This is a genomic window from Aurantimonas sp. HBX-1 (assembly GCF_021391535.1).
Taxonomy (GTDB): Bacteria; Pseudomonadota; Alphaproteobacteria; order Rhizobiales; family Rhizobiaceae; genus Aurantimonas.
In genome coordinates, this window is sequence record NZ_CP090066.1 from 1,383,328 (window position 1) to 1,408,588 (window position 25,261).

24 protein-coding genes are annotated in these 25,261 nt (G+C 68.5%); 19 read left to right on the top strand and 5 right to left on the bottom strand.

What is annotated here, in order from left to right; all coding sequences use genetic code 11:
- Nucleotides 1-79: 79 nt before the first annotated feature.
- The 3 genes from LXB15_RS06540 to LXB15_RS06550 all read right to left on the bottom strand — a co-directional run bounded on the left by LXB15_RS06540 (nt 80) and on the right by LXB15_RS06550 (nt 3,103).
- Nucleotides 80-1,930, bottom strand: a complete 1,851-nt coding sequence (locus LXB15_RS06540) for a vWA domain-containing protein (RefSeq protein ID WP_233951804.1) — start codon at nt 1,928-1,930, stop codon at nt 80-82.
- Nucleotides 1,931-2,009: 79 nt separating this feature from the next.
- Nucleotides 2,010-2,576: a TadE/TadG family type IV pilus assembly protein gene (locus LXB15_RS06545; protein WP_233951806.1), complete on the bottom strand. Its 567-nt coding sequence runs from the start codon at nt 2,574-2,576 to the stop codon at nt 2,010-2,012.
- 11 nt (nt 2,577-2,587) lie between these two features.
- Entirely contained in the window at nt 2,588-3,103 is a 516-nt protein-coding gene (locus tag LXB15_RS06550; protein WP_233951808.1) for a TadE/TadG family type IV pilus assembly protein, read from the bottom strand.
- A 350-nt stretch (nt 3,104-3,453) separates the two neighbouring features.
- On the opposite strand from LXB15_RS06550, the gene ccoN reads away from it, so the two are divergent.
- The 12 genes from ccoN (at nt 3,454) to LXB15_RS06610 (ending at nt 14,998) form a co-directional block, all read left to right on the top strand.
- On the top strand, nt 3,454-5,076 hold the full coding sequence (ccoN, locus tag LXB15_RS06555; RefSeq protein ID WP_233951810.1) for a cytochrome-c oxidase, cbb3-type subunit I: 1,623 nt from the start codon (nt 3,454-3,456) through the stop codon (nt 5,074-5,076).
- A 12-nt stretch (nt 5,077-5,088) separates the two neighbouring features.
- The gene (gene ccoO / locus LXB15_RS06560) at nt 5,089-5,835 is read left to right on the top strand and encodes a cytochrome-c oxidase, cbb3-type subunit II (protein WP_233951812.1); all 747 of its coding nucleotides are present in this window, start codon (nt 5,089-5,091) and stop codon (nt 5,833-5,835) included.
- A gap of 10 nt (nt 5,836-5,845) precedes the next feature.
- Nucleotides 5,846-5,995 (top strand): cbb3-type cytochrome c oxidase subunit 3, encoded by a 150-nt coding sequence (locus LXB15_RS06565; RefSeq protein WP_233951814.1) that lies wholly within the window; start codon nt 5,846-5,848, stop codon nt 5,993-5,995.
- 1 nt (nt 5,996) lies between these two features.
- Entirely contained in the window at nt 5,997-6,884 is an 888-nt protein-coding gene (gene ccoP / locus LXB15_RS06570; protein WP_233951816.1) for a cytochrome-c oxidase, cbb3-type subunit III, read from the top strand.
- Between the two features lie 162 nt (nt 6,885-7,046).
- The gene (gene ccoG, locus LXB15_RS06575) at nt 7,047-8,606 is read left to right on the top strand and encodes a cytochrome c oxidase accessory protein CcoG (protein ID WP_233951818.1); all 1,560 of its coding nucleotides are present in this window, start codon (nt 7,047-7,049) and stop codon (nt 8,604-8,606) included.
- A gap of 1 nt (nt 8,607) precedes the next feature.
- Nucleotides 8,608-9,099: a FixH family protein gene (locus LXB15_RS06580; RefSeq protein ID WP_233951820.1), complete on the top strand. Its 492-nt coding sequence runs from the start codon at nt 8,608-8,610 to the stop codon at nt 9,097-9,099.
- Complete coding sequence (locus LXB15_RS06585; RefSeq protein WP_233951821.1) at nt 9,096-11,438, top strand: heavy metal translocating P-type ATPase; 2,343 nt, start codon at nt 9,096-9,098, stop codon at nt 11,436-11,438. The genes LXB15_RS06580 and LXB15_RS06585 overlap by 4 nt, the downstream gene beginning before the upstream one ends.
- The gene (gene ccoS / locus LXB15_RS06590; RefSeq protein ID WP_233951823.1) at nt 11,435-11,584 is read left to right on the top strand and encodes a cbb3-type cytochrome oxidase assembly protein CcoS; all 150 of its coding nucleotides are present in this window, start codon (nt 11,435-11,437) and stop codon (nt 11,582-11,584) included. The genes LXB15_RS06585 and ccoS overlap by 4 nt, the downstream gene beginning before the upstream one ends.
- A gap of 167 nt (nt 11,585-11,751) precedes the next feature.
- Nucleotides 11,752-12,156: a host attachment protein gene (locus tag LXB15_RS06595; RefSeq protein ID WP_233951825.1), complete on the top strand. Its 405-nt coding sequence runs from the start codon at nt 11,752-11,754 to the stop codon at nt 12,154-12,156.
- Between the two features lie 239 nt (nt 12,157-12,395).
- On the top strand, nt 12,396-13,346 hold the full coding sequence (locus LXB15_RS06600) for an ABC transporter substrate-binding protein (RefSeq protein ID WP_233951827.1): 951 nt from the start codon (nt 12,396-12,398) through the stop codon (nt 13,344-13,346).
- 81 nt (nt 13,347-13,427) lie between these two features.
- Nucleotides 13,428-14,204 (top strand): ABC transporter permease, encoded by a 777-nt coding sequence (locus LXB15_RS06605; RefSeq protein WP_370640183.1) that lies wholly within the window; start codon nt 13,428-13,430, stop codon nt 14,202-14,204.
- Nucleotides 14,201-14,998, top strand: coding sequence for an ABC transporter ATP-binding protein (locus tag LXB15_RS06610; protein ID WP_233951829.1), 798 nt, complete (start codon nt 14,201-14,203; stop codon nt 14,996-14,998). The genes LXB15_RS06605 and LXB15_RS06610 overlap by 4 nt, the downstream gene beginning before the upstream one ends.
- On the opposite strand, the gene LXB15_RS06615 is transcribed toward LXB15_RS06610, so the two are convergent.
- The gene (locus LXB15_RS06615; RefSeq protein ID WP_233951831.1) at nt 14,993-15,694 is read right to left on the bottom strand and encodes a GntR family transcriptional regulator; all 702 of its coding nucleotides are present in this window, start codon (nt 15,692-15,694) and stop codon (nt 14,993-14,995) included. The genes LXB15_RS06610 and LXB15_RS06615 overlap by 6 nt on opposite strands.
- Nucleotides 15,691-17,055 carry a formimidoylglutamate deiminase gene (locus LXB15_RS06620; RefSeq protein WP_233951833.1) on the bottom strand — a complete coding sequence of 455 codons (1,365 nt, stop codon included), beginning with the start codon at nt 17,053-17,055 and terminating at the stop codon, nt 15,691-15,693. The genes LXB15_RS06615 and LXB15_RS06620 overlap by 4 nt, the downstream gene beginning before the upstream one ends.
- An 86-nt stretch (nt 17,056-17,141) precedes the next feature.
- Here LXB15_RS06620 and hutI point away from each other — a divergent pair, with 86 nt between their 5' ends.
- From hutI to LXB15_RS06655, 7 genes are all read left to right on the top strand, one after another.
- Nucleotides 17,142-18,350: an imidazolonepropionase gene (gene hutI / locus LXB15_RS06625; protein WP_370640184.1), complete on the top strand. Its 1,209-nt coding sequence runs from the start codon at nt 17,142-17,144 to the stop codon at nt 18,348-18,350.
- A complete protein-coding gene (hutH, locus tag LXB15_RS06630) occupies nt 18,347-19,879 on the top strand; it encodes a histidine ammonia-lyase (protein ID WP_233951835.1) in 1,533 nt (510 codons plus the stop codon). Before hutI ends, hutH begins: the two co-directional genes overlap by 4 nt.
- A gap of 502 nt (nt 19,880-20,381) precedes the next feature.
- Nucleotides 20,382-21,182, top strand: coding sequence for an N-formylglutamate deformylase (gene hutG / locus LXB15_RS06635; protein WP_233951837.1), 801 nt, complete (start codon nt 20,382-20,384; stop codon nt 21,180-21,182).
- A 4-nt stretch (nt 21,183-21,186) separates the two neighbouring features.
- The gene (gene hutU / locus LXB15_RS06640) at nt 21,187-22,863 is read left to right on the top strand and encodes a urocanate hydratase (RefSeq protein WP_233951839.1); all 1,677 of its coding nucleotides are present in this window, start codon (nt 21,187-21,189) and stop codon (nt 22,861-22,863) included.
- 147 nt (nt 22,864-23,010) lie between these two features.
- Nucleotides 23,011-23,640 carry a LysE family translocator gene (locus tag LXB15_RS06645; RefSeq protein ID WP_233951841.1) on the top strand — a complete coding sequence of 210 codons (630 nt, stop codon included), beginning with the start codon at nt 23,011-23,013 and terminating at the stop codon, nt 23,638-23,640.
- Between the two features lie 286 nt (nt 23,641-23,926).
- Nucleotides 23,927-24,670, top strand: a complete 744-nt coding sequence (locus LXB15_RS06650) for a PRC-barrel domain-containing protein (protein WP_233951842.1) — start codon at nt 23,927-23,929, stop codon at nt 24,668-24,670.
- 242 nt (nt 24,671-24,912) lie between these two features.
- Nucleotides 24,913-25,239: a hypothetical protein gene (locus tag LXB15_RS06655; RefSeq protein WP_163041993.1), complete on the top strand. Its 327-nt coding sequence runs from the start codon at nt 24,913-24,915 to the stop codon at nt 25,237-25,239.
- Nucleotides 25,240-25,261: the final 22 nt, after the last annotated feature.

The following is a 25,261-nucleotide window of genomic DNA, read 5'->3' on the forward strand; positions in this document are numbered from 1 at the left end:
GGAGCGCGACGGCGACGGCTCCACACGTCCAGGCGCTCCGGCCGCGGCGGCGACAACGAGACGCCGCGCCGCCGGACGATCAGCGGGCGATGCGCAGGCTAGAGATCTCCTCGGTGATCGAGCCGAAGGCCGCTGCCAGCTGCTCCTTGCTCTGGGCGTCGTAATAGAGCTTCGCCGTCGGGTCGGCGATGCCGTAGGAGGCGCAGTCCTCCAGAAGCTTCTTGACCGAGCTGCCGTCCTTCACGTCGAACGCGATGGTGAAGATCAGGATGCCGTCGGTGCCGTCCGGATGGCGGCCGTCGTTCTTGGCGTTGACGCAGATCTTCGCCAGGGTCTCGTTCATCGCCTGGACATAGCGGGTTTCGTTGGCGGCCTTTGTCGTCGTGGTGGTGGCATCGAAGATGCGGCCGACCTTCGTTCCGTTGCCGTTCCGGACCTGGCCGTAGCCGAAGGCGCCGTACTCGGAGCGGTTGGAGTTGCTGCTGGACGAATAGGTGTTCTCGCCGTCGGTCATCACCACGATGACCTTGAGATTGTCCTTGGCGTCCTTGGCCCGGCCCTGGGTGAAGGGCTCGCCGGGCGACACGACGTGCCAGCCCCAGATCAAACCCTGCGGGATGTTGGTCAGGTTGTGCGGCTGCATCTCGTCGAGCGCGGCGTCGACGACGCTTTGCTGGGCGCTGAGCGGCGTGATCGGCGCGGTATCGCAGGCGAGGTTGGTCTGCTCCGTCTTGCGGTTCGGCTTCGTCGAAAAGTACTTGTGGATGTCGCTCTGCGATTCGAAATAGCGGGTCGTCGACTTGGTCGGGTCGATGTTCTCGGAATCGGTGAGGTAGCTGTTCTCGTCGGAGGGTTCCTCCGGCTCGTCGGGGGCAAAGAGCGGCACGAACAGCGTCTCGCCGTGAGTGGAAACGTTGGTGTTCGTCCCCGGAACGGGTGCCGCGTCGGTGGCGGCGAGTCCCAGCGGGCGGGCCTCGATGCAGCCCTCCCAGCCGGCCGGGAAGCGCTTCGACGAGGGGGTGACCACCTCCACTTGCACCCACTCGCAGGAGTACTTTCCGCAGCGCTTCTGCCATTCCATCTTCGTGCTGCCCATCACGCTGGCGTTTTCCCACAGCCACTGCCGGGTCAGCCAGGTGCCGTCGGACTTGCGTCGCCAGCGGTTGCCGACCTGTTCGGCCAAGTTGGTGTTGCCTTCCTTCCAGTTTCCCCAGTCGAGATTCTCGTGATGGATCGGCGAATCCCCGTAACGGTCCATCCACGGGGCGTCGATGTTGTCCTTGCCGACATTCACCGATCCGGAAAACGGCACCACGCCTATCATCACCGGCGGCTTGCCGGGCGCGGTCTCGTTGATCTTCATCAGCGAGGCAGCGAGATCCTTGGCCGCGTCCTTCAGCGTGTCAATCTTGCGGGCGCCGCCGACCGACCAGGCCATCGAACCGGAATTGTCGAGCACCAGCGCCATCTCGATCGAGCGGTTCTGCACGACGATCTCGCTGGTGGCCGAGAGCGGGAACTGCCGCCAGTCGACCCGCTCATTGGTAACCAGCGCCAGGAGATCGCCGAACCAGGTCGGCTGCTGGCGCGTCGCGGTCACCTTCAGGACGGTTTCGCCGTCCACCACCGTCACGCCGTCATACTGGAACTGCGTGTAGGCGCGCGTGTCCTCGCCGGCATTGTGGAAGAAATAGGCGTTGGCGATCCGCGACAGATACGCGGCGTCCTGCGACTGGCCGTATTCCTTGGCGGCCGCCAGGGCAGCCGTGTCGGCGGCCTGCTGCAGGTTGCGCTCGGACCCGTACACGGAATTGAGGTCGACCGCCGCCGCCATGCAGCAGGCCAGCACCGGCAGGGTCAGGCCGAAGATGACGGCGACATTGCCGCGCCGATCGTGCCATGCGGCACGCAGGGCGGTGAGCTTGGTCATGGGGTGCATCGCGGATTGTTTCAGGGACATGCGGTCATCCTTGCACGCCGGGCCTCAAGGGGCGGTAAATCCGTCCGGGCTAGTCTTCCCAGATGATCTCTTTGCTGAGGCGCGGCCGGAACGTGTAGCTCTTCTCGACCTTGAGATCGTCGAACCAGCCGCCGAAGTTGAAAAGCGGGTCGTAGTCGTAGGTTACGTCGGCGACTATCAGGTAGGTCTTGGCGCCGAAGACGAGTTCCTGGGACACCGGATAGGGCTGGTCCGGGGTGAGGGCGGTGCCTGCGTTCGCCTTCGACCAGTCGATCGTGCCCTTGCCGTCCGCGTCGACCGCGACGGCGGTGATCATCATCTTCAGCTTGTCGGACGGAAACGGCGTCATCATCGCGGCGGAAATGTCGAAGATGTTGTTGATCGCGACGTCGTTCATGGTCTTGGTCCGGGCGACGAGGTTGCCGATCGTCTCCGCGGTCGAATCGACCTTCTGGACCATCTGGAAAGCCTGGGTCCCCTCGAACCAGCCGAAATAGAGCAGCAGCGCGAACGGCGCGATCAGCGCGAACTCCACGGCGCTGGCGCCCTCGCACCCGCCGGCAAAGGCCTGCAGCCGGCGCGGCAGGCGGAAGCGTGGGCGGACCGGCATGCGCATCGTCGTCTTCCTCAACACGTGACCTTGCTGCTGGCGAGGTCGCCGAACGGCTCGTTCATGAAGGCGGACATTCCGAAGATCACGGCGTTGCCGTCGGTGTCCTCCGCCAGATTGCTGAGGAACGCCGCCGACCACGGCCATTCGTAGAACACGCGCAGCACGGTGATCGAACTTGCGCCGCCGGGGTCGAAGCAGAACTTGCTGTCGTCGATCTGCTTCAGCTGCATCGGGGCGTTGAGCGGGATCGCCTTGTAGGTCTCGAAGGTGCGCAGGTCGATCTTCAGCTTCTCGCAGGCGAGGACGAAATCGACCTGCTCGCAGAGGCGCTTGCGAAAGTCTTCCTCGCTGATGTCGGCCTTCTGGATCTGGCCGGTCAGTACCTGCCGCGCGACGCCGTCCACCGCCGTGTTCAGCAGCACGCTGACGGCCGAGATGCCGGCCGATTCGATGATGGCGAAGATCAGCGCGAAGAGCGGCAGGCCGACGAAGGCGAACTCGACCGCCGCGACGCCGGAACGGTCGCGCACGAAGGCCGACCGAAGTAACCGCCGGAGAGGGGATCGTAAACGCAGCATCGGTCCGCCGTCGGAGTGAGACACGCCAAGACTATGCAGGTGGAGTCGTTACTTTTCCTTGAGGGAACGTCGCCCAATTCGAGCGATCGGCAGCGACCGTCGCGGCGAAACGCTCGCGCGGGCCCGCCGCCACCGAGGCCACAGGCTCGGCGGAGGAGCGGAGGGGGCGCTGCGCGCCGGGAGCCGTGCCTTGATCCGGATCAAGGCGAACCGGTGTCGCGGCTGTCACAGGATCGACGAAACACCGCGCCGCGCCGGCACCGACACTGTCGCGGCGAACGATCCTGGAGAGGACACCGATCATGCGGAATCAAGTCGAGGCGATCCTCGTCGGCGTTGCTGCCTTCGTGGCGATGCTGGGCGCGGCCTTCGCCCGGGATTCGGAATTCGCCGCCCATGCCTGGGTGCTGTTCTTCGTCCTGGCAGCGGCAACGGTGCTGCTGCTGCGACGGATCGAGTTCCTGCCCGCCGGGCAGGCCGCGCCACGCTCGCCGGACACCGGCTACATGGACGAGGTCGTCCGCTACGGGGTGATCGCGACGATGACCTGGGGTGTCGTCGGCTTCCTCGTCGGCGTCGTCGTCGCCTCGCAGCTCGCCTGGCCGGCCTTCAACATCGAGCCCTGGTTCAACTTCGGCCGGATGCGCCCGCTGCACACCTCGGCGGTGATCTTCGCCTTCGGCGGCAACGCCCTGATCGCCACGTCCTTCTACGTCGTCCAGCGCACCACGCGGGCGCGGCTGTGGGGCGGCAATCTCGCCTGGTTCGTGTTCTGGGGCTACCAGCTGTTCATCGTGCTGGCGGCCACCGGCTACCTGCTCGGCATCACCCAGAGCCGCGAATATGCCGAGCCCGAGTGGTATGTCGACCTGTGGCTGACGGTCGTCTGGGTCGCGTATCTCGCGGTCTTCATGGGCACGCTGATCCGCCGCAAGGAACCGCACATCTACGTCGCCAACTGGTTCTATCTGTCCTTCATCGTGACCATCGCGATGCTGCACGTGGTCAACAACCTGTCGCTGCCGGTGTCGCTGCTGGGGGCCAAGAGCTACTCGGCCTTCTCCGGCGTCCAGGACGCGCTGACGCAGTGGTGGTACGGCCACAATGCCGTCGGCTTCTTCCTCACCGCCGGCTTCCTCGGGATGATGTACTACTTCATTCCGAAGCAGGCCGAGCGCCCGGTCTATTCCTACCGGCTGTCGATCATCCACTTCTGGTCGCTGATCTTCCTCTACATCTGGGCCGGCCCGCACCACCTGCACTACACCGCGCTGCCGGACTGGGCGCAGACCCTCGGAATGGTGTTCTCGGTGATGCTGTGGATGCCGTCCTGGGGCGGCATGATCAACGGCCTGATGACGCTGCAGGGCGCCTGGGACAAGCTGCGCACCGACCCGATCCTGCGGATGATGGTGATCTCCGTCGCCTTCTACGGCATGTCGACCTTCGAGGGGCCGATGATGTCGATCAAGGCGGTCAACTCGCTCAGCCACTACACCGACTGGACCATCGGCCACGTGCACTCGGGCGCGCTCGGCTGGAACGGCCTGATCACCTTCGGGGCGATCTACTACCTCGTGCCGAAGCTCTGGAACCGCCAGCGGCTCTACAGCCTGCGCCTGGTCAACTGGCACTTCTGGCTCGCGACGCTCGGCATCGTCGTCTACGCCGCGGTGATGTGGGTGGCCGGCATCATGCAGGGCCTGATGTGGCGCGAGTACGACGCCGAGGGATACCTCGTCTACTCCTTCGCCGAGACGATCGCCGCGATGCATCCCTACTACATGCTGCGGACCTTCGGCGGGCTGCTCTACCTCGCCGGCGCGCTGATCATGGCCTTCAACATCTTCCGCACCATCCGGGGCGACGTCCGCGAGGAGGCCCCGATGGGCCGCCGCGCGCCAGTCGCAGCGCCCGCAGAGTAAGGACCAGCAGTCATGGCATCCACAGAGAAGAAGTCCCTGCTCAAGCACCACGGCACGATCGAACGCAACGCCACGCTGCTGCTCGTCGGATCGCTGCTGGTCGTGTCGGTGGGCGGCATCGTCGAGATCGCGCCGCTGTTCTATCTCGAGAACACGATCGAGAAGGTGGAGGGGATGCGGCCCTATTCGCCGCTCGAGCTCGCCGGCCGGAACATCTACATCCGCGAAGGCTGCTACGTCTGCCACAGCCAGATGATCCGGCCGTTCCGCGACGAGGTCGAACGCTACGGCCACTACAGCCTCGCCGCGGAGTCGATGTACGACCATCCGTTCCAGTGGGGCTCCAAGCGCACCGGTCCGGACCTCGCCCGCGTCGGCGGCCGCTACTCGGACGAGTGGCACGTCCAGCATCTGATCGACCCGCGCTCGGTGGTGCCGGAATCGATCATGCCGACCTACGCCTTCCTCTCCCGCGACCTCGACATGGCCGATCCGGCCGGCCACCTCGCGGCCAATCGCGGCGTCGGCGTTCCCTACACCGACGCGATGATCGAGAGCGCCCGCGCCGACCTCGAAGCCCAGGCCAATCCGGACGCCGACACGTCGGGCCTGCTCGAGCGCTATCCCAAGGCGGTGGTCAGCAATTTCGACGGCAATGCCCGGCATCTGAGCGAGATGGATGCCCTGGTCGCCTACCTGCAGATGCTCGGAACGCTCGTCGACTTCTCGGTCTACGAGCCCGAACAGAACGACCGCTAGGAGCGAGGGAATGGACTACCAAACCATGCGGAGTTTTGCCGACAGCTGGGCGCTGCTGGCCATGACCCTGTTCTTCGTCGGCGTCGTCTTCTGGGTGCTGCGGCCCGGCGGGCGCAAGAGCGCCGACGACGCCGCGAATATCCCGTTCAAGGAGGACTGAGATGGCCGACGAGAAGGAAGTCGACGCCGCGACCGGCGTCGAGACGACCGGCCACGTGTGGGACGGGATCCGCGAGCTGGACAATCCCATGCCGCGCTGGTGGCTGTGGACGTTCTACGCCACAATCGCCTTCGCGGCGGTCTACACCGTGCTCTATCCGGCCTGGCCGCTGGTCAATTCGGCGACGACCGGGCTACTCGGCTGGTCGAGCCGGGCCGACCTCAGGACGGAGATATCGGCGGTGGACATGCTGAATGTCGACCGCGAGACCGCCATCCAGACCACCGATGTCTCGAAGATCGCGGCCAGCCCGGAACTGCGCCAGTATGCCGTTGCGGCCGGGCGCGCCGCCTTCAAGGTGAACTGCGTCCAGTGCCACGGCTCCGGCGCTCAGGGCGGGCCGGGCTATCCCAACCTCAACGACGACGCGTGGATCTGGGGCGGCACGATCGAGGAGATCCACCTGTCGATCCAGCACGGCATCCGCTACGGCGCCGACGAGGCGACCCGCTACTCTGAAATGCCGGCCTTCGGCCGCGACGGCATTCTCGACCGCGCCCAGATCTCGGACGTCGCCTGGTATGTCCGCCAGCTCTCCGGACAGGAGGCGGACGCTGCGGGGGCCGAGCGTGGTGCGCCGCTGTTTGCCGAGAACTGCGCCGCCTGTCACGGCGAATCAGGCGAGGGCATGCGCGAGATGGGTGCACCGCGGCTCAACGACGCGATCTGGCTCTACGGGGGCAGTCATGAGGAGATCGCCAGACAGGTGACCCTGCCGCGGCATGGCGTCATGCCGGGATGGGAAGACCGGCTGGGCGAGGGGACGGTGAAGGAACTCGCCGTCTACGTCCACAGCCTCGGCGGCGGCGAACAGCCGGCCGCGCAATAGGGCCAGCTGGGCTGCGGAGCCGGGCCACGTGCCCGGCCCCGCAAGGTTGCCGGCGCGCCCGCACCATAGCTTGACGCAGATCAAGGTGGCCTTGCGGCCACCTCTTTATGCGGGACGGTACCGGCGGCGTCGCTGCCCGGATACGAGGATCTCGACAATCCCATGCTGCACCAGCCTGACATCGGCAAGATCGACGTCGAAGCCGTCAACACCGCCGCCCGACAGCAGAGCCGACCGCTCTACGCGCCGCGCCAGAAGATCCACCCGAAGCGCGCCGATGGGCGGTTCCGCCGGCTGAAATGGATCATCATGGCGCTGACCCTCGGCGTCTACTACGTGACGCCGTGGCTGCGCTGGGACCGCGGCCAATACGCTCCGGACCAGGCGGTGCTGATCGACATCGCCAACCGCCGCTTCTACTTCTTCTTCATCGAGATCTGGCCGCAGGAGTTCTTCTTCGTGGCCGGCCTCCTGGTGATGGCCGGCGTCGGGCTGTTCCTGGTCACCTCGGTCGCCGGCCGGGCCTGGTGCGGCTATGCCTGCCCGCAGACGGTTTGGACCGATCTCTTCCTCGTCGTCGAGCGGTTCTTCGAGGGCGACCGCAACGCCCGCATCCGCCTCGACAAGGCGCCGTGGAGCTTCGACAAGGTCCGCAAGCGCGTCCTCAAGCACGCCACCTGGCTGGTCATCGCGGTGGCGACCGGCGGCGCCTGGATCTTCTATTTCGCCGACGCCCCGACGCTGCTGCGGGACTTCCTCAGCGGATCGGCGCCGTTCGTCGCCTATGCGACCGTCGGCATCCTCACCGCCACCACCTACGTGCTCGGCGCGCTGATGCGCGAACAGGTCTGCATCTACATGTGCCCCTGGCCGCGCATCCAGGCGGCGATGCTCGACGAGGATTCGCTCGTCGTCACCTACAACGACTGGCGCGGCGAGCCGCGGACGCACGGCGCCAAGAAGGCCGCCGCCGCCGGCATCCCGGCCGGCGACTGCGTCGACTGCAACGCCTGCGTCGCGGTCTGCCCCACCGGCATCGACATCCGCGAAGGCCAGCAGCTCGCCTGCATCACCTGCGCCCTTTGCATCGACGCCTGCGACGGCGTCATGGACAAGCTCGGCCGCGAGCGCGGGCTTATCTCCTACGCGACGCTGCGCGACTACGACGCCAACATGGCGATCGCCACCGATCCGCTCACCGGCGCGATCGATCCGGCGCGGGTGCGCGAGCCGGACGGCCGCTTCCGCGCCGGCCTCAAGCATTTCGACTGGCGGGTGCTGCTGCGGACCCGGACGCTGGTCTACACGGCGCTCTGGGCGGCCATCGGCATCGCCCTGATCGTCGCGCTGCTCTCCCGCGAGCGGCTGCAGGTGACCGTCCAGCACGACCGCAACCCGGTCGCGGTGACGCTCAGCGACGGCTCGATCCGCAACGGCTACACGGTCAAGCTGCTCAACATGATCGCCGAGCCCCGGACCATCAGCCTGCGCCTCGAGGGGCTGCCCGGCGCGACGATGCAGATCCCGGACCTTGCCGCGCCGGCGGGGACCGAGTTCGCCGTGCCGGTCGAGCCCGACCGGCTGCGCACCCTGCGGGTCTTCGTCGCGCAGGCGCCGGATGCGGTGCGGCCTGGCGCGAGCGACTTCGACTTCGTCGTGGCCGACCCGTCGTCCGCCGAGACCGACAGCTACACAGCCATCTTCGAGAGCCCGGAGCGTTGACATGATCGGACGTCTGTTCGGCACGACCCAGTTCACCGGCCGGCACATGGCGGCGGTCATGGTGCTGTTCTTCGGCACGATCATCGCCGTCAACTTCACCATGGCGTTCCTGGCGACCTCCACCTGGAGCGGTCTCGTGGTCGGCAACTCCTATGTCGAGAGCCAGCGCTTCAACACGGTGACGGCGACCCGGGAGCGTCAGGCGGCGCGCGGGTGGTCGATCGACACGCGCTACGCGGACGGGCGCTTCGCAGTTGCGCTCGCCGATCGCGAGGGCCGGGCCGTCGGCGCCGACAGCGTCACCGCCGCCATCGGACGGCCCGCCTCGGCGCAGCAGGATCGGACCCTGACATTGCTGCCGCTGCGGGAAGGCGGCTTCGGCGGCGACACCGACCTCGCGCCGGGGCTCTGGGAAGCCGACGTGATCGTCGAGACCGCCGGCAAGGAACGCTGGGAGAAGCGTGTCCGCTTGCATGTGGAGGCGCATCGATGAGCTGCTGCGGCGGTGGGCTGGCGGCCGGCCTCGCCGGCGAAACCAACGATCCTGCGCGGCTCCTCCAGGCGGAGGAACTGGCGCATGCCGGTCGTGTCCAGGACGACGGGACGGTGCAGTACGTGTTCTCGGTTCCGGACGTTTCCTGCGGCCGGTGCATCTCCACCATCGAGGGGGCACTGTCGGGGCTGGAAGGCGTCGTCGCGGCGCGGGTGAACCTGACGATGCGGCGGGTGACGGTGACGCTCGACTCGCCGGACCGCCCGGCGCTTATCGTGCCGGACACGCTGGAGCGGGTCGGGTTTCGCGCCACGTCGATCGACCTCGGCGATCTCGACGTCCTGGAGCAGCAGCGGGAATCGGCGCGGCTTCTGAAGGCCCTGGCGGTCGCGGGCTTTGCCGCCGCCAACATCATGCTCCTCTCGGTGTCGGTCTGGTCCGGGGCGGATGCGGCGACGCGCGACCTGTTCCATCTCGTCTCGGCGCTGATCGCCGTACCGACCATCGCCTATTCCGGCCAGGTGTTCTTCCGCTCGGCCTTCGCCGCCTTGCGCGCCGGGCGGATGAACATGGACGTGCCGATCTCGCTCGGCGTCCTGCTCGCCCTCGGCATGAGCCTCGCCCAGAGCCTCACCGGCGGCGAGGAGGCCTATTTCGACGCCGCCGTGACGCTGCTGTTCTTCCTGCTCATCGGCCGCTTCCTCGACCAGCGCATGCGCGAGCGCGCCCGCAGCGCCGTCACCTCGCTGACCCGGCTGGCGGCCAAGGGCGCGACCGCCGTCGAGGGCGACACACTGCGCTACGTGCCGCTGGACGAGGTCCGGCCCGGGATGATCCTGCGCGTGGCGGCCGGCGAACGCGTGCCGGTCGACGCCGAGATCCTGCGCGGAACGAGCGCGCTCGACCGCTCGCTCGTCACCGGCGAGAGCGAGCCGTCGCCGGCGATCGTCGGCGATCGGATCGAGGCAGGGACGCTCAATCTCACCGGCCCGCTCGACATGCGGGCGCTCAAGGCCGCCAGGGACTCCTTCCTCGCCGAGATCGTGCGGATGATGGAGGCGGCGGAGGTCGGGCGCGGCCATTACGTCCGCATCGCCGACCGCATGGCGCGCATCTATGCGCCGGCCGTGCATGTCCTGGCGGGCGCCAGCTTTTTCGGCTGGCTCCTGGCCACCGGCGGCGACTGGTACCAGGCCCTCGTTATCGCCATCGCCGTTCTGATCATCACCTGTCCCTGCGCGCTGGGCCTGGCGGTACCGGTCGTCCACGTGCTCGGGGCGTCGCGGCTGTTCGAGGCGGGCATCCTGATGAAGGACGGCTCGGCGCTGGAACGGCTCGCCGAGATCGACCGCGTGGTCCTCGACAAGACCGGCACGCTGACCACCGGCACGCCGCTCGTCGTCCGCTCGGACATCGGCGAGGGCGCATCGACCGCCTGGGCGCGGGCGCTGGCCGGCCACTCCTCCCACCCGGCCTCGCGCGCCGTGCGGGCGTTTCTCGGGGCGGGGCCTGCCCTGCCGCTCGCCGACATTCGCGAAGTCGCGGGATGCGGCATCGAGGCACGCAGCGACGATGGCCGCCTGATGCGGCTCGGCCGGGCCGACTGGGCCGCGGCGATCGCCGCGCCCGGTGTGGCGCTGCCCGGCGACGGGCCGGCCTTCGCCGTCGAAGGCGGCGCATGTGCCGGGTTCGTGCTCGCCGAGACGCTGCGCGCCGACACGAAGGCGGCCATCGCGGCGCTGGCCGACGCCGGGCTCGGGGTCGAACTGCTGTCCGGCGACGCCGCCGGCCCGGTCGGGCGGCTGGCGCAGGGGCTGGGGATCGAACGCTTCGCCTCCGTCCAGACGCCGGCGATGAAGATCGACCGCATCCGCGCGTTGCAGCAGGAGGGCCACCGCGTGCTCATGGTGGGCGACGGGCTCAATGACGCGCCGAGTCTTGCCGCCGGCGACGTCTCCATGGCGCCGGCCTCGGCCTGCGACGCCGGGCGGCAGGCGGCGGACTTCGTATTTACCCGCGACAGTCTCCTGGCGGTGCCCTTCGCGCATCGCATCGCGCTGCGGGCGAAGGATCTGGTGCGGCAGAACTTCGGCCTGGCGATCCTCTACAACTGCTTCGCGGTGCCGTTGGCGGTGGCGGGTTATGTCACGCCGCTGGTGGCGGCCATCGCCATGTCCACCTCGTCGATCATCGTCATCGGCAACAGCCTCCGGCTGACCGCCGGTCGGCGGGAGCGGCAATTCGTCGGCGCGCCGGCGACGCGGCAACCCGCGGACGCGTCGGCGGGCGCTGCGGCGTCCGCGGTGGCCGCGCAGCCCTTGCAGGAGCGGGCGGCATGAATCTTCTGATCGTGCTGATCCCGGTGGCGCTGGGGCTCGGGGCGCTCGGGCTCGCGGCGTTTCTGTGGAGCCTCAACAGCGGCCAGTTCGACGACCTCGACGGCTCGGCGGAACGGATGCTGGAGGATGACCAGCCGCTGCCCTGAGCAAGGCGCATCAACGGCGGGACTCCGGCCGTATCGCCCGGGCTGACATGCGTCGGCTCTCGCGCCGCGGAGGGAACGCACCCGGCCGCGAAACGTCTCGCAGTGACGGCATTCGTCGCAACCCGGTCCGGCCCCATCGTGCCGTCCGGACAATCAGGAGTTCATCGATGATCCTTGCCAACGGAACGATCGTGGCCGTCGCCGACGGAAAGACCCTCAAGCTCTTCCACAACAAGGGAACCGAGACCCAGTTGGAGCTCGCGCCGATGGCCGAGCCCAGCCTGGACGCCGGCAACGCCGGATCGGGCGCGCGGCACCAGAGCTCGTCGGCCAACCCGGATTCCAGCCGCGGCGACGAAGACGCCTTCGCGGCGGCCAGCGCCGAGCATCTCAACCAGATGGCGCTCAAGAACAAGCTCGAGCACCTCTTCGTCATCGCTGACCCGCGGACGCTCGGCGAAATGCGCAAGCACTATCACGCCAACCTCAAGGGCAAGATCGTCGGTGACCTCGCTAAGGACCTGACCGGCCACTCAGTCGAGGACATTGCCGCAGCGATCCACAAGGCCTGATCGGGCGGCATTCCGTCTCATCGGACATCGGGCCGGCGCGCTTCGGAAGACGCGCCGGCCGCGCTGCCGCACAGGCTTCGTCCGCCCTGGTCTCGGCATTGCCGCGTCCGTGGGCACGTTGCACAGCGTTCGCTCCGCGCCTGCCGATTCAATCCGCAGGCCACTGCCGCCATCCCGCTTGACCGCCCTCCGGCCATCCGTCAGTCTGTATTTGTGTAGACAAATACAGGGGCGAAGAAATGGGTCTGGTTTCCAAGACAGGCTGCGCAGTCGGTGTGATACTCGCCGGGCTCACCGGCGCTCATGCCCAGACCACGAGCGTCAACCTCGGCCTGTCCGGCTGGACCGGCTTCGCGCCGCTGACGCTCGCCAAGGAGGCCGGGATCTTCGAGAAGAACGGCCTCGACGTCACGCTCTCCAAGATCCCGCAGGCGAGCCGGCATCTCGCCATCGCCTCGGGCGACATCCAGTGCGCGGCGACGACGGTCGAGACCTGGATCGCGTGGAACGCCAATGGCGTGGCGACGACGCAGATCTTCCAGATGGACAAGAGCTACGGCGCCGACGGTATCGTGGTTCGCGGCGACATCGAGAGCTTCGCGGACCTGAAGGGCAAGACGATCGCGGCCTCGACGCCGGGCACCTCGCCGTATTTCCTGCTGGCCTGGATGCTGAACGAGAACGGCATGTCGCTCGACGACGTCTCGGTGGTGAACATGGAGCCGGGACCGGCGGCGCAGGCCTTCGTCGCCGGCCAGAACGATGCGGCGATGACCTACGAGCCGTATCTGTCGACGGTGCGCGATGCGCCCGACTCCGGCAAGATCCTCGCCACCACGCTGGATTATCCGGCGGTGATGGACACGGTCGGCTGCACGCCGGCCTTCCTCGAGGAGAACCCGGAAGCGGCCAAGGCGCTCGCCGAAAGCTATTTCGAGGCGCTGGAGATGATCGAGAGCGACAAGGACCGCGCCTACGAGATCATGGGCGCCGACGTCAACCAGACGGCCGAGCAGTTCGCCGCCTCCGCCTCGCATCTGCGGTGGCAGGACCGCGAGGCCAACAAGACATTCTTCGCCGGCGAATGGCGCGAGTTCTCCGATGCTGCCGCCGATCTCCTGCTCGACATCGGCGTGATCCGCGAGAAGCCGCAGATCGACGGCCTCGCCGATCCGAGCTTCATCCAGTAAAGGCATTCGCCTGTGTTCCGCGGCGGCCGGTTCCGACCGGCTGCCGCGGCCCTTGATCCGACAAGCGCCGGGCCCCGCACGATGATCCGACCCTTCCAGCCGGTGGATGCGCGCACCCGCGTCCTTCTCGGCTTTTCGTTCTTCGTGCTGTTCGTCGCCCTGTGGTCGCTGGCGACCTACGGCGGGTTCGTGTCGCGGACCTTCCTCGCCGACCCGCTGACCATGCTGGGCGACGGCTGGTACCTCCTGTCGCAGCGCGGTTTCCTGTTCGACATCGGCATCACCATCTGGCGCGTCGTCGGCGGCTTCACCATCGCGGCGGCCCTCGCGGTGCCGATCGGCATCGCCATGGGCACCTACAAGCCGGTGGAGGCGCTGCTCGAGCCTTTCGTCTCCTTCGCCCGCTATCTGCCGGCCTCGGCCTTCGTGCCGCTGCTGATCCTTTGGGCCGGCATCGGCGAGACGCAGAAGCTGCTGGTCATCTTCATCGGCTCGTTCTTCCAGATCACGCTGATGGTCGCCGGCGCCGTCGGCTCGACCCGCCAGGACCTCGTAGAGGCGGCCTATACGCTGGGTGCCAAGGATCGCGGCATCGTGCGGCGGGTGCTGATCCCCGCCAATGCGCCCGACATTGCCGAGATCCTGCGCCTCGTGCTCGGCTGGGCCTGGACCTACGTCATCGTCGCCGAACTGATCGGGGCGTCCTCCGGCATCGGCTACATGATCATCAACTCGCAGGCGCTGATGGCGACTGGCCAGATCATCTTCGGCATCATCGTCATCGGGCTGATCGGCCTCGTCTCGGACTTTCTGTTCAAGTCGATCAACCGCTGGCTCTTCGCCTGGAGGCTGGCGTGAGCGAACTCGTCATCGCCGGCCTCGGCCGGGTGTTTCCCGCGGTCAAGGGCGGCAAGCCGACCGTCGCGCTGCAGCCGACCGACCTCACCGTGCCGTCGGACGACTTCGTCACCATTCTCGGCCCGTCCGGCTGCGGCAAGTCCACGCTGCTGCGCATCATCGCCGGGCTCGACCGGCCGACCACCGGCACCGTGACGCTGGACGGGGAGGCGATCACCGGCCCCGGGCCGGACCGCGGGATGGTGTTCCAGTCCTACACGCTGTTTCCCTGGCTGAGCGTTGCCGACAACATCGCCTTCGGCCTGCGCGAGAAGCGCATGGGCGAGGCCGAGAAGCGCGAGATCGTCGGCTTCTATGTCGACCAGGTCGGGCTCAAGGGCTTCGAGAAGCATTGGCCGAAACAGCTGTCGGGGGGCATGCAGCAGCGCACCGCGATCGCGCGGGCGCTTGCCAACGACCCGAAGATCCTGCTGCTGGACGAGCCCTTCGGCGCGCTCGACAACCAGACGCGCGGGCTCATGCAGGAACTCCTGCTCGGCATCTGGGAGCGCGAGCACAAGATGGTGCTGTTCGTCACCCACGACATCGAGGAGGCGATCTTCGTCGGCTCGCGGGTGGTGACGATGTCGGCGCGGCCGGGCCGGATCAAGTCGATCCTGCCCGTCGACCTGCCGCATCCGCGCCACTACAGGATGAAGTCGAGCCCGGAATTCAGCGAGATGCGCGCCCGGCTGACCGAGGAGATCCGCGCCGAGGCGATCCAGGCCGATCGCGGCGAACTGGCCCGCTCATAGACGGGTCGTCAGCCGGTGGCTCTGCGGGTGCACCATGCGCACCGCGGTGATCGGCCGGGCAAGCAGCCATGTGCGCCGCTCGCCGACGAAGACCGGCTCGCTGATCCCGACGTCGAGGATCTTCGCCTCGCGCGCCGTCGGCAGAGCGGCGAGGAAGGTGAATTCGGCCCGCGAGAAGGGGGCGGCACCGACGAGCCATTCGTTCGGCCCCAGGGTCTCAAAGCTTTCCTCCAGCGCGCGCGGTGCGGCATCCGGATTGATCAGCCGATCCTCGAACTGATAGGGGCGCTCGTCGGCGAGATGCAGGCATTCGAGGTGCAGAACCATGTCGCCGGGCGCGACGCCCAGGCGTTCGGCGTCCCGTGCATCCGCCGCCCGGGCTTCCCGCGCCAGCAGCACGTAGCGATAGGCGGCGCCGGCCGCGGCGACCTCCTGGGCGACGAGCGGAATGGCGAAACGGGCCTGGCGGACGGGATGCAGCGCGACGCGGGTGCCGACCTTGCGCTTGCGCTCGATCAGCCCGGCGCGCGCCAGTTCCTGCAGCGCCCGGTTGACGGTCGCCCTGGCTGCGCCGAACTCGGCAGCCAGCGCCTCCTCGCCGGGGATCAGCGCGCCGGCCTTCCAGGTCTGGTCGCCGATGCGCCTGGCGATCTCGTCCTTGATCACGCGGAACGAGGATCGGGCGACGGGTTTCATAGGCGCGCCATGACGTCGGCCAGCACGGCACGATAGCGCCGGGTCAGCGCCTCCGCATCGATGTGCCGACCCTCCCGCACGACGTGGCGCCCCGCTGACCAGACATCGGTCACGGCCTCGCGACTGCCGGTGAAGATCCAGCCGTCGAGGAGGCCGTCGCGCTTGCCGGAGCCGGCGAAGCGGGTCGGGTCGAGCGCGACGAGATCGGCAAAGGCGCCGACCCGGATCGCATCCGCCTCGCGGCCGAGCGCCCGGGCGCCGCCCCGGAGCGCGCCGTCGTAGAGGCGTCGACCGACGGAGCCGCCGGGACCGGCGAGCATGGAGCGACCTCGGTGCTTGAGCCGCTGCGAATATTCCAGCTGGCGCAGCTCCTCGATGGCGCTGATGCGGATGTTGGAGTCCGAGCCGATTCCGAAGCTGCCGCCGGCTTCCAGGAAGGCGACGCCCTCGAAGATGCCGTCGCCGAGATTGGCCTCGGTGACCGGACAGAGGCCGGCCACGGCGCCGGAGCGGGCAAGCGCGTCGGTTTCGGCCTCGGTCATGTGAGTGGCATGGATCAGGCACCAGCGTTCGTCGATCTCGAAATTCTTGAGCAGCCATTCGATGGAACGGCGTCCGGTCGCCGCGAGGACCTCCTCGATCTCGGCCTCCTGCTCGGCGGCGTGGATATGGAAGGGGCCGTCCGGCAGGGCGGCTGCGAGCACCCTTATGTCATCGGCCGGCGCCGCCCGCAGCGAATGCGGCGCAAGGCCGAGGCTCGTGTCGGCGGGCAGGGAGCCGACAATCGCCTTCGACCGCTCGACCAACTTCAGGAACCGCTCGAGATCGTTTCCGAACCTCTGCTGGCCGCCGGCGAGCGGCCGCCCGTCGAGCCCGCCGGTGCGGTAATGCACCGGCAGCAGCGTCAGCCCAATGCCGGTGGCGACCGCGGCAGCCGCGATTCGCGACGAGAGTTCGCCGAGATCGTCATAGGACGCGCCGCTTGGGGCATGATGGAGATAGTGGAACTCCGCGACGGCGCCGAAGCCGGCCTCCAGCATTTCCATGAAGGCGAAGGCGGCGATCGTCTCGATATCGTCCGGCGTGAGCACGTCGAGAAACCGGTACATCAGGACGCGCCAGGTCCAGAAGCTGTCGCGCCCGTGCGGCCCACGAATCTCGGTGAGGCCGGCCATGGCGCGCTGGAATGTGTGGCTGTGGAGATTGGAGAGCGCCGGCAGCAGCACGGGGACGGTGCGGTCGGCAGCCTCGTCGTCGCCGGCCGGCCCGATCGCCGCGATGCGTCCGTCGGCGCCCACCGTCACGAGAACGTCGTGCGCCCAGCCGTCTTCCAGCAGCAGCTGTTCCGCCCTGATCCGCATCGGCTAACCTCGTCCCCGCCGCGATTGACAGTATATGTCTATACATAATAGGTTTTTGGCTCAACCGAAACCTACGGATGCGCGCCATGGCCCGACGCCTTCTCACCGAGCTGACGCTCGCGACCATGGAGCGGTCGGGCGCGCCCTACGGGCTGGTGAACAACGCCGCCGTGGCGACGATCGACGGCAAGATCGTCTTCGCCGGCCCTGCGGCGGACCTGCCGGCCGAGTGGCACGGCAAGGAGGCCGAGGGTCTCGGGCAGCGGCTGGTGACGCCGGCGCTGATCGACTGCCACACCCATCTCGTCCATGGCGGCAACCGGGCGCGCGAGTTCGAGCTGCGCCTCGCCGGCGCAAGCTACCAGGAGCTTGCGGCGGCCGGCGGCGGCATCGTCTCGACCGTCTCGGCGACCCGCGCCGCGAGCGAGGACGCGCTGTTCGACAGCGCCTCGCGGCGCCTCGACGCGCTGCTGGCCGAGGGCGTCACGACGGTGGAGATCAAGTCCGGCTACGGCCTGACCATCGCAGACGAGCTGAAGATGCTGCGTGTCGCCCGCTGGCTGGGTGCCGAGCGCGACGTGCGGGTCGTCACCACCTATCTCGCCGCGCACGCGGTGCCGCCCGAATACCAGGGGCGGGCGGCCGACTACATCCAGGCGGTGGTGTTGCCCGGCATGGAGCAGGGCGCGGCCGAAGGGCTGATCGACGCCGTCGACGGCTTCTGCGAGGGCATCGCGTTCTCGGTCGACGAGATGGACACCGTCTTCGAGCACGCCCGCACGCTCGGCCTGCCGGTGAAGCTTCATGCCGAGCAACTGTCCGACCTCGGCGGCGCAGCGCTGGCAGCCCGACACGGCGCCCTGTCTGCCGATCACCTGGAATATCTGTCGCAGGAAGGGGTCGATGCGCTGGCGGAGGCTGGAACCGTGGCGGTGCTGCTGCCGGGCGCGTTCTACACGCTGCGCGAACGGCAGGCGCCGCCCGTTGCGGCGCTCCGCGAGGCCGGCGTCCCGATCGCGCTCGCCACCGACTGCAATCCCGGCTCGTCGCCGCTCGCCTCGCCGTTGCTCGCCATGAACATGGGCTCGACGTTGTTCCGCCTGACGCCAGAAGAGGCGCTGGCCGGGGTCACCCGCGAGGCGGCCCGCGCCCTCGGCCTGGCGGACCAGCTTGGGACGATCACCGCGGGCAAATGCGCCGAGTTCGCCGTCTGGGATGTCGAGCATCCGGCCGAACTTGCCTACCGGATCGGCTTCAATCCCCTGCACCGGGTCATCCGGGACGTCGCGCCATGACGATCGTGCTGACGCCCGGCGACACCACGCTGGCGACGCTGGAGCGAATCTACCGGGGTGCCGAGCCGGTCAGGCTCGACCCCGCGTGCCGATCCGGCATCGAGTCGAGCGCCGCGCGCATCGCGAAGATCGCCGCCGGCGAGGAAGCGGTCTACGGCGTCAACACCGGCTTCGGCAAGCTCGCCAGCATGCGGATCGCGCCGGGCGACGTGGCGACGCTGCAGCGCAATCTCATCCTGTCGCATTGCTGCGGCGTGGGCGAGTTGCTGGCCCCGGAGATCGTGCGGCTGGTGATGGCGACCAAGCTCCTGTCGCTCGGGCGCGGCGCGTCGGGCGTGCGCCAGGCGATCGTCGAACTGATCGAGGCGATGCTGGAAAAGGCCATCCTGCCGGTGGTGCCGGGGCAGGGCTCGGTCGGCGCGTCGGGCGACCTGGCGCCGCTGGCGCATGTGGCGGCCGCGATGATCGGCGAGGGCGAGGTGCTCGTCGGCGGCACCGTGCGCCCGGCCGCCGAAGCACTGCGCGCGGCGGGGCTGACGCCGGTGACGCTTGCGGCCAAGGAGGGCCTCGCCCTGATCAACGGCACCCAGGTCTCGACCGCCCTGGCACTGGCCGGCCTGTTCCGCGCCTTCCGCGCAGCCCAGGCGGCGCTCGTCACCGGCGCGCTCTCCACCGACGCGGCGATGGGTTCCTCCGCGCCGTTCCATCCGGAGATCCACGCGCTGCGCGGCCACCGCGGGCAGATCGACGCGGCGGCGTCGCTGCGCGCTCTACTGGAAGGGTCGCAGATCCGCGACAGCCATCTGACCGGCGACGAGCGGGTGCAGGATCCCTACTGCATCCGCTGCCAGCCGCAGGTCGACGGCGCCTGTCTCGACGTGCTGCGGCAGGCCGCGAGTACGCTGGTGATCGAAGCCAACGCCGTCACCGACAACCCGCTGGTGCTGTCGGATGGCTCGGTCGTCTCGGGCGGCAACTTCCACGCCGAACCGGTGGCCCTGGCCGCCGACCAGATCGCGCTCGCGGTCTGCGAGATCGGCGCGATCGCCCAGCGGCGTATCGCGCTGCTCGTCGATCCGACGCTGTCCTTCGGCCTGCCGCCGTTTCTCACCAAGCGTCCTGGCCTCAATTCGGGGCTGATGATCGCCGAGGTCACCTCGGCGGCGCTGATGAGCGAGAACAAGCAGATGGCGCATCCGGCCAGCGTCGATTCGACGCCGACCTCGGCCAACCAGGAGGACCACGTCTCGATGGCCTGCCACGGCGCGCGCCGGTTGCTCCTGATGACCCAGAACCTGTCGGCGATCATCGGCATCGAGGCGCTGACCGCGGCGCAGGGCATCGATCTGCGCGCGCCGCTCGCGACCGGCACCCGCCTGCTGAAGGCCCACGCCGCGATCCGCGCCGTCGTGCCGACGCTCGAGGACGACCGCTACATGGCCGGCGACCTGGACGCCGCGGCGGAACTGGTACGCTCCGGCGCACTGGCGGCGAGCGTCGGCGATGTGCTGCCGGGACTGGACTCGTGATGCGTTGGGTGGACGCTATCGATCTCCCCCCTTGTGGGGGAGATGCCGGCGGGCAGAGGGGGGTGTCGGGGGGCGCCGTCCTCGAAGCCTCTTGTCTTCCTTGGCAGCGAAGAGGGATCAAGGCGCGCAGAAGTAGGGCGGGCATTACCCCCCTCTGGGCTGCCGCCCATCTCCCCCACAAGGGGGGAGATCAGCCGCTGCGATGCATCGCCATATCCGCTGGCGTCGGCCGCTCGCTGCAGCGAGGCGACTCCGTTCGAGTCCTAGGATTTTCGCACGACATCGGCGCCGTCGATCTCCCCCCTTGTGGGGGAGATGCCGGCAGGCAGAGGGGGGTGTCGTGGCCCACCCACTTTGGACGCTATCCCTTCCTAAACCAGCGACAGGAGGCGGGATCACGCCGGCGATCGTGCGGCACCACCCCCCTCTGGGCTGCCGCCCATCTCCCCCACAAGGGGGGAGATCGATCGCTGCGATGCTCCGCCTTTCCTGGATGCGCGGCATGAGTCCCGTCGAAGTCCATCGCGGGACGTCGCCGGTCATTCTCGGCCTGCCGCATACCGGCACCGACGTGCCGGACGACGTCCGCGCCTGCCTGAACGACGAAGGCGTGAAGCTGCGCGACACGGACTGGCACATCGACCGGCTCTATGACGGCCTGCTGCCGGACGCGACGACGGTGCGCGCAACCTTCCACCGCTATGTCGTCGACGCCAACCGCGACCCCGGCGGGGCGAGCCTTTATCCGGGGCAGGCGACGACGTCGCTGGTGCCGCTGACCGATTTCGACAACCAGCCGATCTGGCGGGAGGGCAGGGCGCCGGACGAGGCCGAGGTCGCGCGTCGCGTCGCGCTGTTCCACGCGCCCTACCATGCGGCCCTCGCCGCCGAGATCGCGCGGGTGAAGGCGATCCACGGCGTCGTCATCCTCTACGACTGCCACTCGATCCGCTCGCGCATCCCGTATCTGTTCGAGGGGATCCTGCCGGATTTCAACATCGGCACCGATGGCGGGCGAACCTGCGACAGGCTGGTGGAGCTGGCGGCTCGCGGCGTGTGCGAGACCGCGGACGGCTACACCAGCATCGTCAATGGCCGCTTCCGCGGCGGCTGGACCACCCGGCACTACGCCGCGCCGCGCGAGGGGGTCCACACGATCCAGATGGAGCTTGCGCAGGCGACGCATCTGGCAACCGAGGCGCCGCCCTTCGCCTATGACGAGACGCGGGCGGCGCGCCTGCGCCCCGTGCTCGCCGAACTCCTGCGCCGCCTGGAAGGGCTGGCGCCTGCGCTGAAAGGCTGACCCGATGACGCTTCCCGACCGCCGCCACAACGCCCGCACCGTCCGCGCCGCACGCGGCACCACGCTGTCGGCCAAGAGCTGGCTGACCGAGGCGCCGCTGCGCATGCTGATGAACAATCTCGATCCGGAGGTCGCCGAGAACCCCAACGAGCTGGTGGTCTATGGCGGCATCGGCCGAGCGGCGCGGACCTGGGACGATTTCGACCGGATCGTGGCGTCGCTGCGGACGCTGGAGGAGGACGAGACGCTGCTGGTGCAGTCCGGCAAGCCGGTCGGCGTCTTTCGCACCCACAAGGATGCGCCGCGCGTCCTGATCGCCAATTCCAACCTCGTGCCGCACTGGGCGACCTGGGACCATTTCAACGAGCTCGATAAGAAGGGCCTTGCGATGTACGGCCAGATGACGGCCGGCTCGTGGATCTATATCGGCACGCAGGGGATCGTGCAGGGCACCTACGAGACCTTCGTGGAGGCCGGACGCCAGCATTACGGCGGCGACCTCAAGGGCAAGTGGGTGCTGACCGGCGGTCTCGGCGGCATGGGCGGCGCGCAGCCGCTGGCCGCGGTGATGGCTGGCGCCTCCTGCCTGACGGTGGAGTGCAATCCGGACTCAATCGATTTCCGCCTGCGCACCCGCTATGTCGACGAGAAGGCCGAGACGCTCGACGAGGCGATGGCAATGATCGAGCGCTGGACCGCGGCGGGCGAGGCGAAGTCGGTCGGCCTGCTCGGCAACGCCGCCGAGATCCTGCCGGAGATGGTCCGCCGCGGCATCCGGCCGGACATCGTCACCGACCAGACCTCGGCGCACGACCCGGTGAACGGCTATCTGCCGATCGGCTGGTCGATGGCCGAATGGCGCGCCCGGCGCGAGAGCGACCCGAAGGGGGTGGAGAAGGCGGCGCGCGCGTCGATGCGCACCCATGTCGAGGCGATGCTGGCCTTCCACGCGGCCGGGGTGCCGACGCTCGACTACGGCAACAATATCCGCCAGGTCGCCAAGGACGAGGGGCTGGAGAACGCCTTCGCCTTTCCGGGATTCGTGCCGGCCTATATCCGCCCGCTGTTCTGCCGCGGCATCGGCCCGTTCCGCTGGGCGGCGCTGTCCGGCGATCCGGAGGACATCTACCGCACCGACGCCAAGGTGAAGGAGATCCTGCCGGACAATCACCATCTGCACCGCTGGCTCGACATGGCGCGCGAGCGCATCGCGTTCCAGGGCCTGCCGGCGCGCATCTGCTGGGTCGGACTCGGCGATCGCCACCGGCTGGGCCTTGCCTTCAACGAGATGGTGCAGACCGGCGAACTCTCCGCGCCGGTGGTGATCGGCCGGGATCACCTGGATTCCGGCTCGGTCGCCTCGCCGAACCGCGAGACCGAGGCGATGAAGGACGGCTCGGACGCCGTGTCGGACTGGCCGCTGCTCAACGCCCTGCTCAACACCGCCTCCGGCGCCACCTGGGTGTCGCTGCATCATGGCGGCGGCGTCGGCATGGGCTTCTCCCAGCACGCAGGCATGGTGATCTGCTGCGACGGGTCCGAAGACGCCGACCGGCGCATCGCGCGCGTCCTCTGGAACGACCCGGCCACCGGGGTCATGCGCCACGCCGACGCCGGCTACGACGACGCGCTCGACTGCGCCCGCGCGAGCGGGCTGAACCTGCCGGCAATCCTGGGGTAGCCCGCAAATTCCGGCTTCGTGCGGCGATCGGTGGCTGCCGGTCTCGGGAGGGCGGCGCAGGCTGGTCATCGGTTTCCGTCCTGGGTTCGACGGCCGACGATCCGGCGCTAGATTTCCTTGGCGCTGAACGAGGCGGAGGTGAGTGGCATGAGCGCAGACGCATTCACGGTCCTGACCGCACTGGCTCTCTACGCGGCAGCCACGATCAGCCCCGGCCCGACCTTCGCGCTGATCACGCGCCTCGCGGTCTCCGGGCAGCGTTCCGCGGCGCTGGGCGCGACGTTCGGGCTCGCCATCGGGGCGACGATCTACGCAACGCTCTCCCTGACCGGCCTCGCTCTGGTGATAACCCGTATCGGCTGGCTGGCGACGCTCGTGCAGGTCGCCGGCGGCGGCTACCTGATCTATCTCGGCGTCACCGCCTGGCTGACGTCGCACGCGGATGAGCCCGTCGCCTGCAACGGCCGACCGGGTCGCCACGATAGCCTCCGCGGTTTTCGCATGGGCGCCATCGTCGAGCTTTCCAACCCCAAGGGGATCGCCTTCTTCCTCAGCCTGTTTGCGGTCAGCGTGCCCGCCGGGACGGCGCTGTGGGCCAAGCTCACCATCCTGGCGGGCGGCTTTGCAATCGAGGTCCTGTGGTACAGCCTTGTCGCCATCGTGCTGTCGAGCCCGCCCGCCAGGCGCGTCTACGAGCGCTTCGGGCGCTGGATCGAACGGGTCATCGGGACGCTGCTGGCCGGCTTCGGCATCCGGCTGATCACCGAAAAACTGTGATAGCGCTCGCCCGCGCGCGTCGCGGATCCTGGAGCGGTCGCCTGGACTGATGGCGCCGCAGTCCGTGACAGTGGCCTCCGTTCCTGCGGCAGGATCCTTCGTCAGAGCAGGGCGGCTCGCTGCCGGCGCGTCCCGCGGAGCCCGATCGCCGGGCATCAGGTTCAGGACAGCCACAGCGGGGTAGTTTCCCGGCTACAAAAATCCGCTCCCCGCTCGGGATCGAGACCGAACCAGGCGTTTCCACCCTCCGTCTCGACCTGTCCGTTTCCTCAGATTGGACCGACCCATGCGATCGCCGCAGATCATTCTATGCCTCGCCTTCATCGGTTCGCTGGGGGCCACGGCGGCGCTGGCGGGCGAGTGCAATCTCGCCGATGCCGGCCTGGAGGAAGCCATCATCCAGAAGCCCGAGCTTCGCGGCCCGGCCGGTCGGCACATGGTGCGCGACCTCCGCCACCTGCGCGATTCCGCCTTCATCCTGTGGTCGTACGGGCGCTACGACGACTGCGCGCGGGTCATGGGCAACATCCGCGAACTCGTGTCGGAGCCGTCGATGGCCAGCATGGGCACGAACGACGAGGACGAAGCCGACCAACAGTTCGCGGCACGCGAACCGATGGTCCAGCGCGGCGCGACGGTCGGGCATCGCGACGACGTCGGGGCGACGCCTCTCGTGGCGATCACTGACCTCACCCCGGGACTGATGGCCAACGAGTTCATCGGGTCCGAAGTTCGCAGCTCGGACGACAAGATCATCGGCGAGGTGAGGAACGTCGTCTTCGAGACGAAGGATCACGACGCCTACGCCGTCATCGCCTCCGGCGGCTTCTTCATCCCGGGCACGGACAGCATCATCGCACCGATCCACCTCCTGCGGGTTTCGCAGGAACGCGACGTCTTCTTCCTGCCCATGCCGGAGGCGGACGTGAAGGCCATCCCGCTGATGCCGGATCAGGACTACACCTGGCTCTCCAATGCCGAATGGCGCAGCCGCAACGACGCCCTGTTCGTCGGACCCTGGCCGAAATGACCGCAGCCTAGGGCAGGGGCGGCTTTCGCCGCGACCGCCGCCCTCGGACCGATCCGGATCCACACTGGCGGCATGGATAGATGGACGGCGCATCCCGGCCTGGGGCGCACCGCCCGGCGTTGGCGCCTCCGGATCGCGGCAAGTCGGGCGACTTGACCGTGGGTGCGCATGTGGCCCATCAGTCGCCCGAAGCACGGTCGCGCGGCCAATGCCGCACATGGCCCGATGCACCGGAGGCTGAGATGGCACGAAAGATCCGGGACGCCAGCTGGCTGGTGGACGAGGCGGCCGCCGAGGCGCCGGCGGAGCCCTGCTGGCTGTGCGGCCGGCCGCTCGGCAAGACCGTCGACCGCTTCCATCCCATCCCCAAGAGCCGAGGCGGCCGCGACACCGTGCCCGTCCATCCGATCTGCCGGGAGACCATCGACGCGAATTTCACCGCGAGCGAACTGGTCCGCCATGCCGAAAGCGGCACGCCGCTCACCGACAACGAGACCGTCGCCCGCTTCGTGAAATGGGTCGCCGGCAAGCCCGCCGACTTCCACTCCGCTACCAAGACGGGGCGCTAGCGCTAGGCGGCAGGGGCGTCGC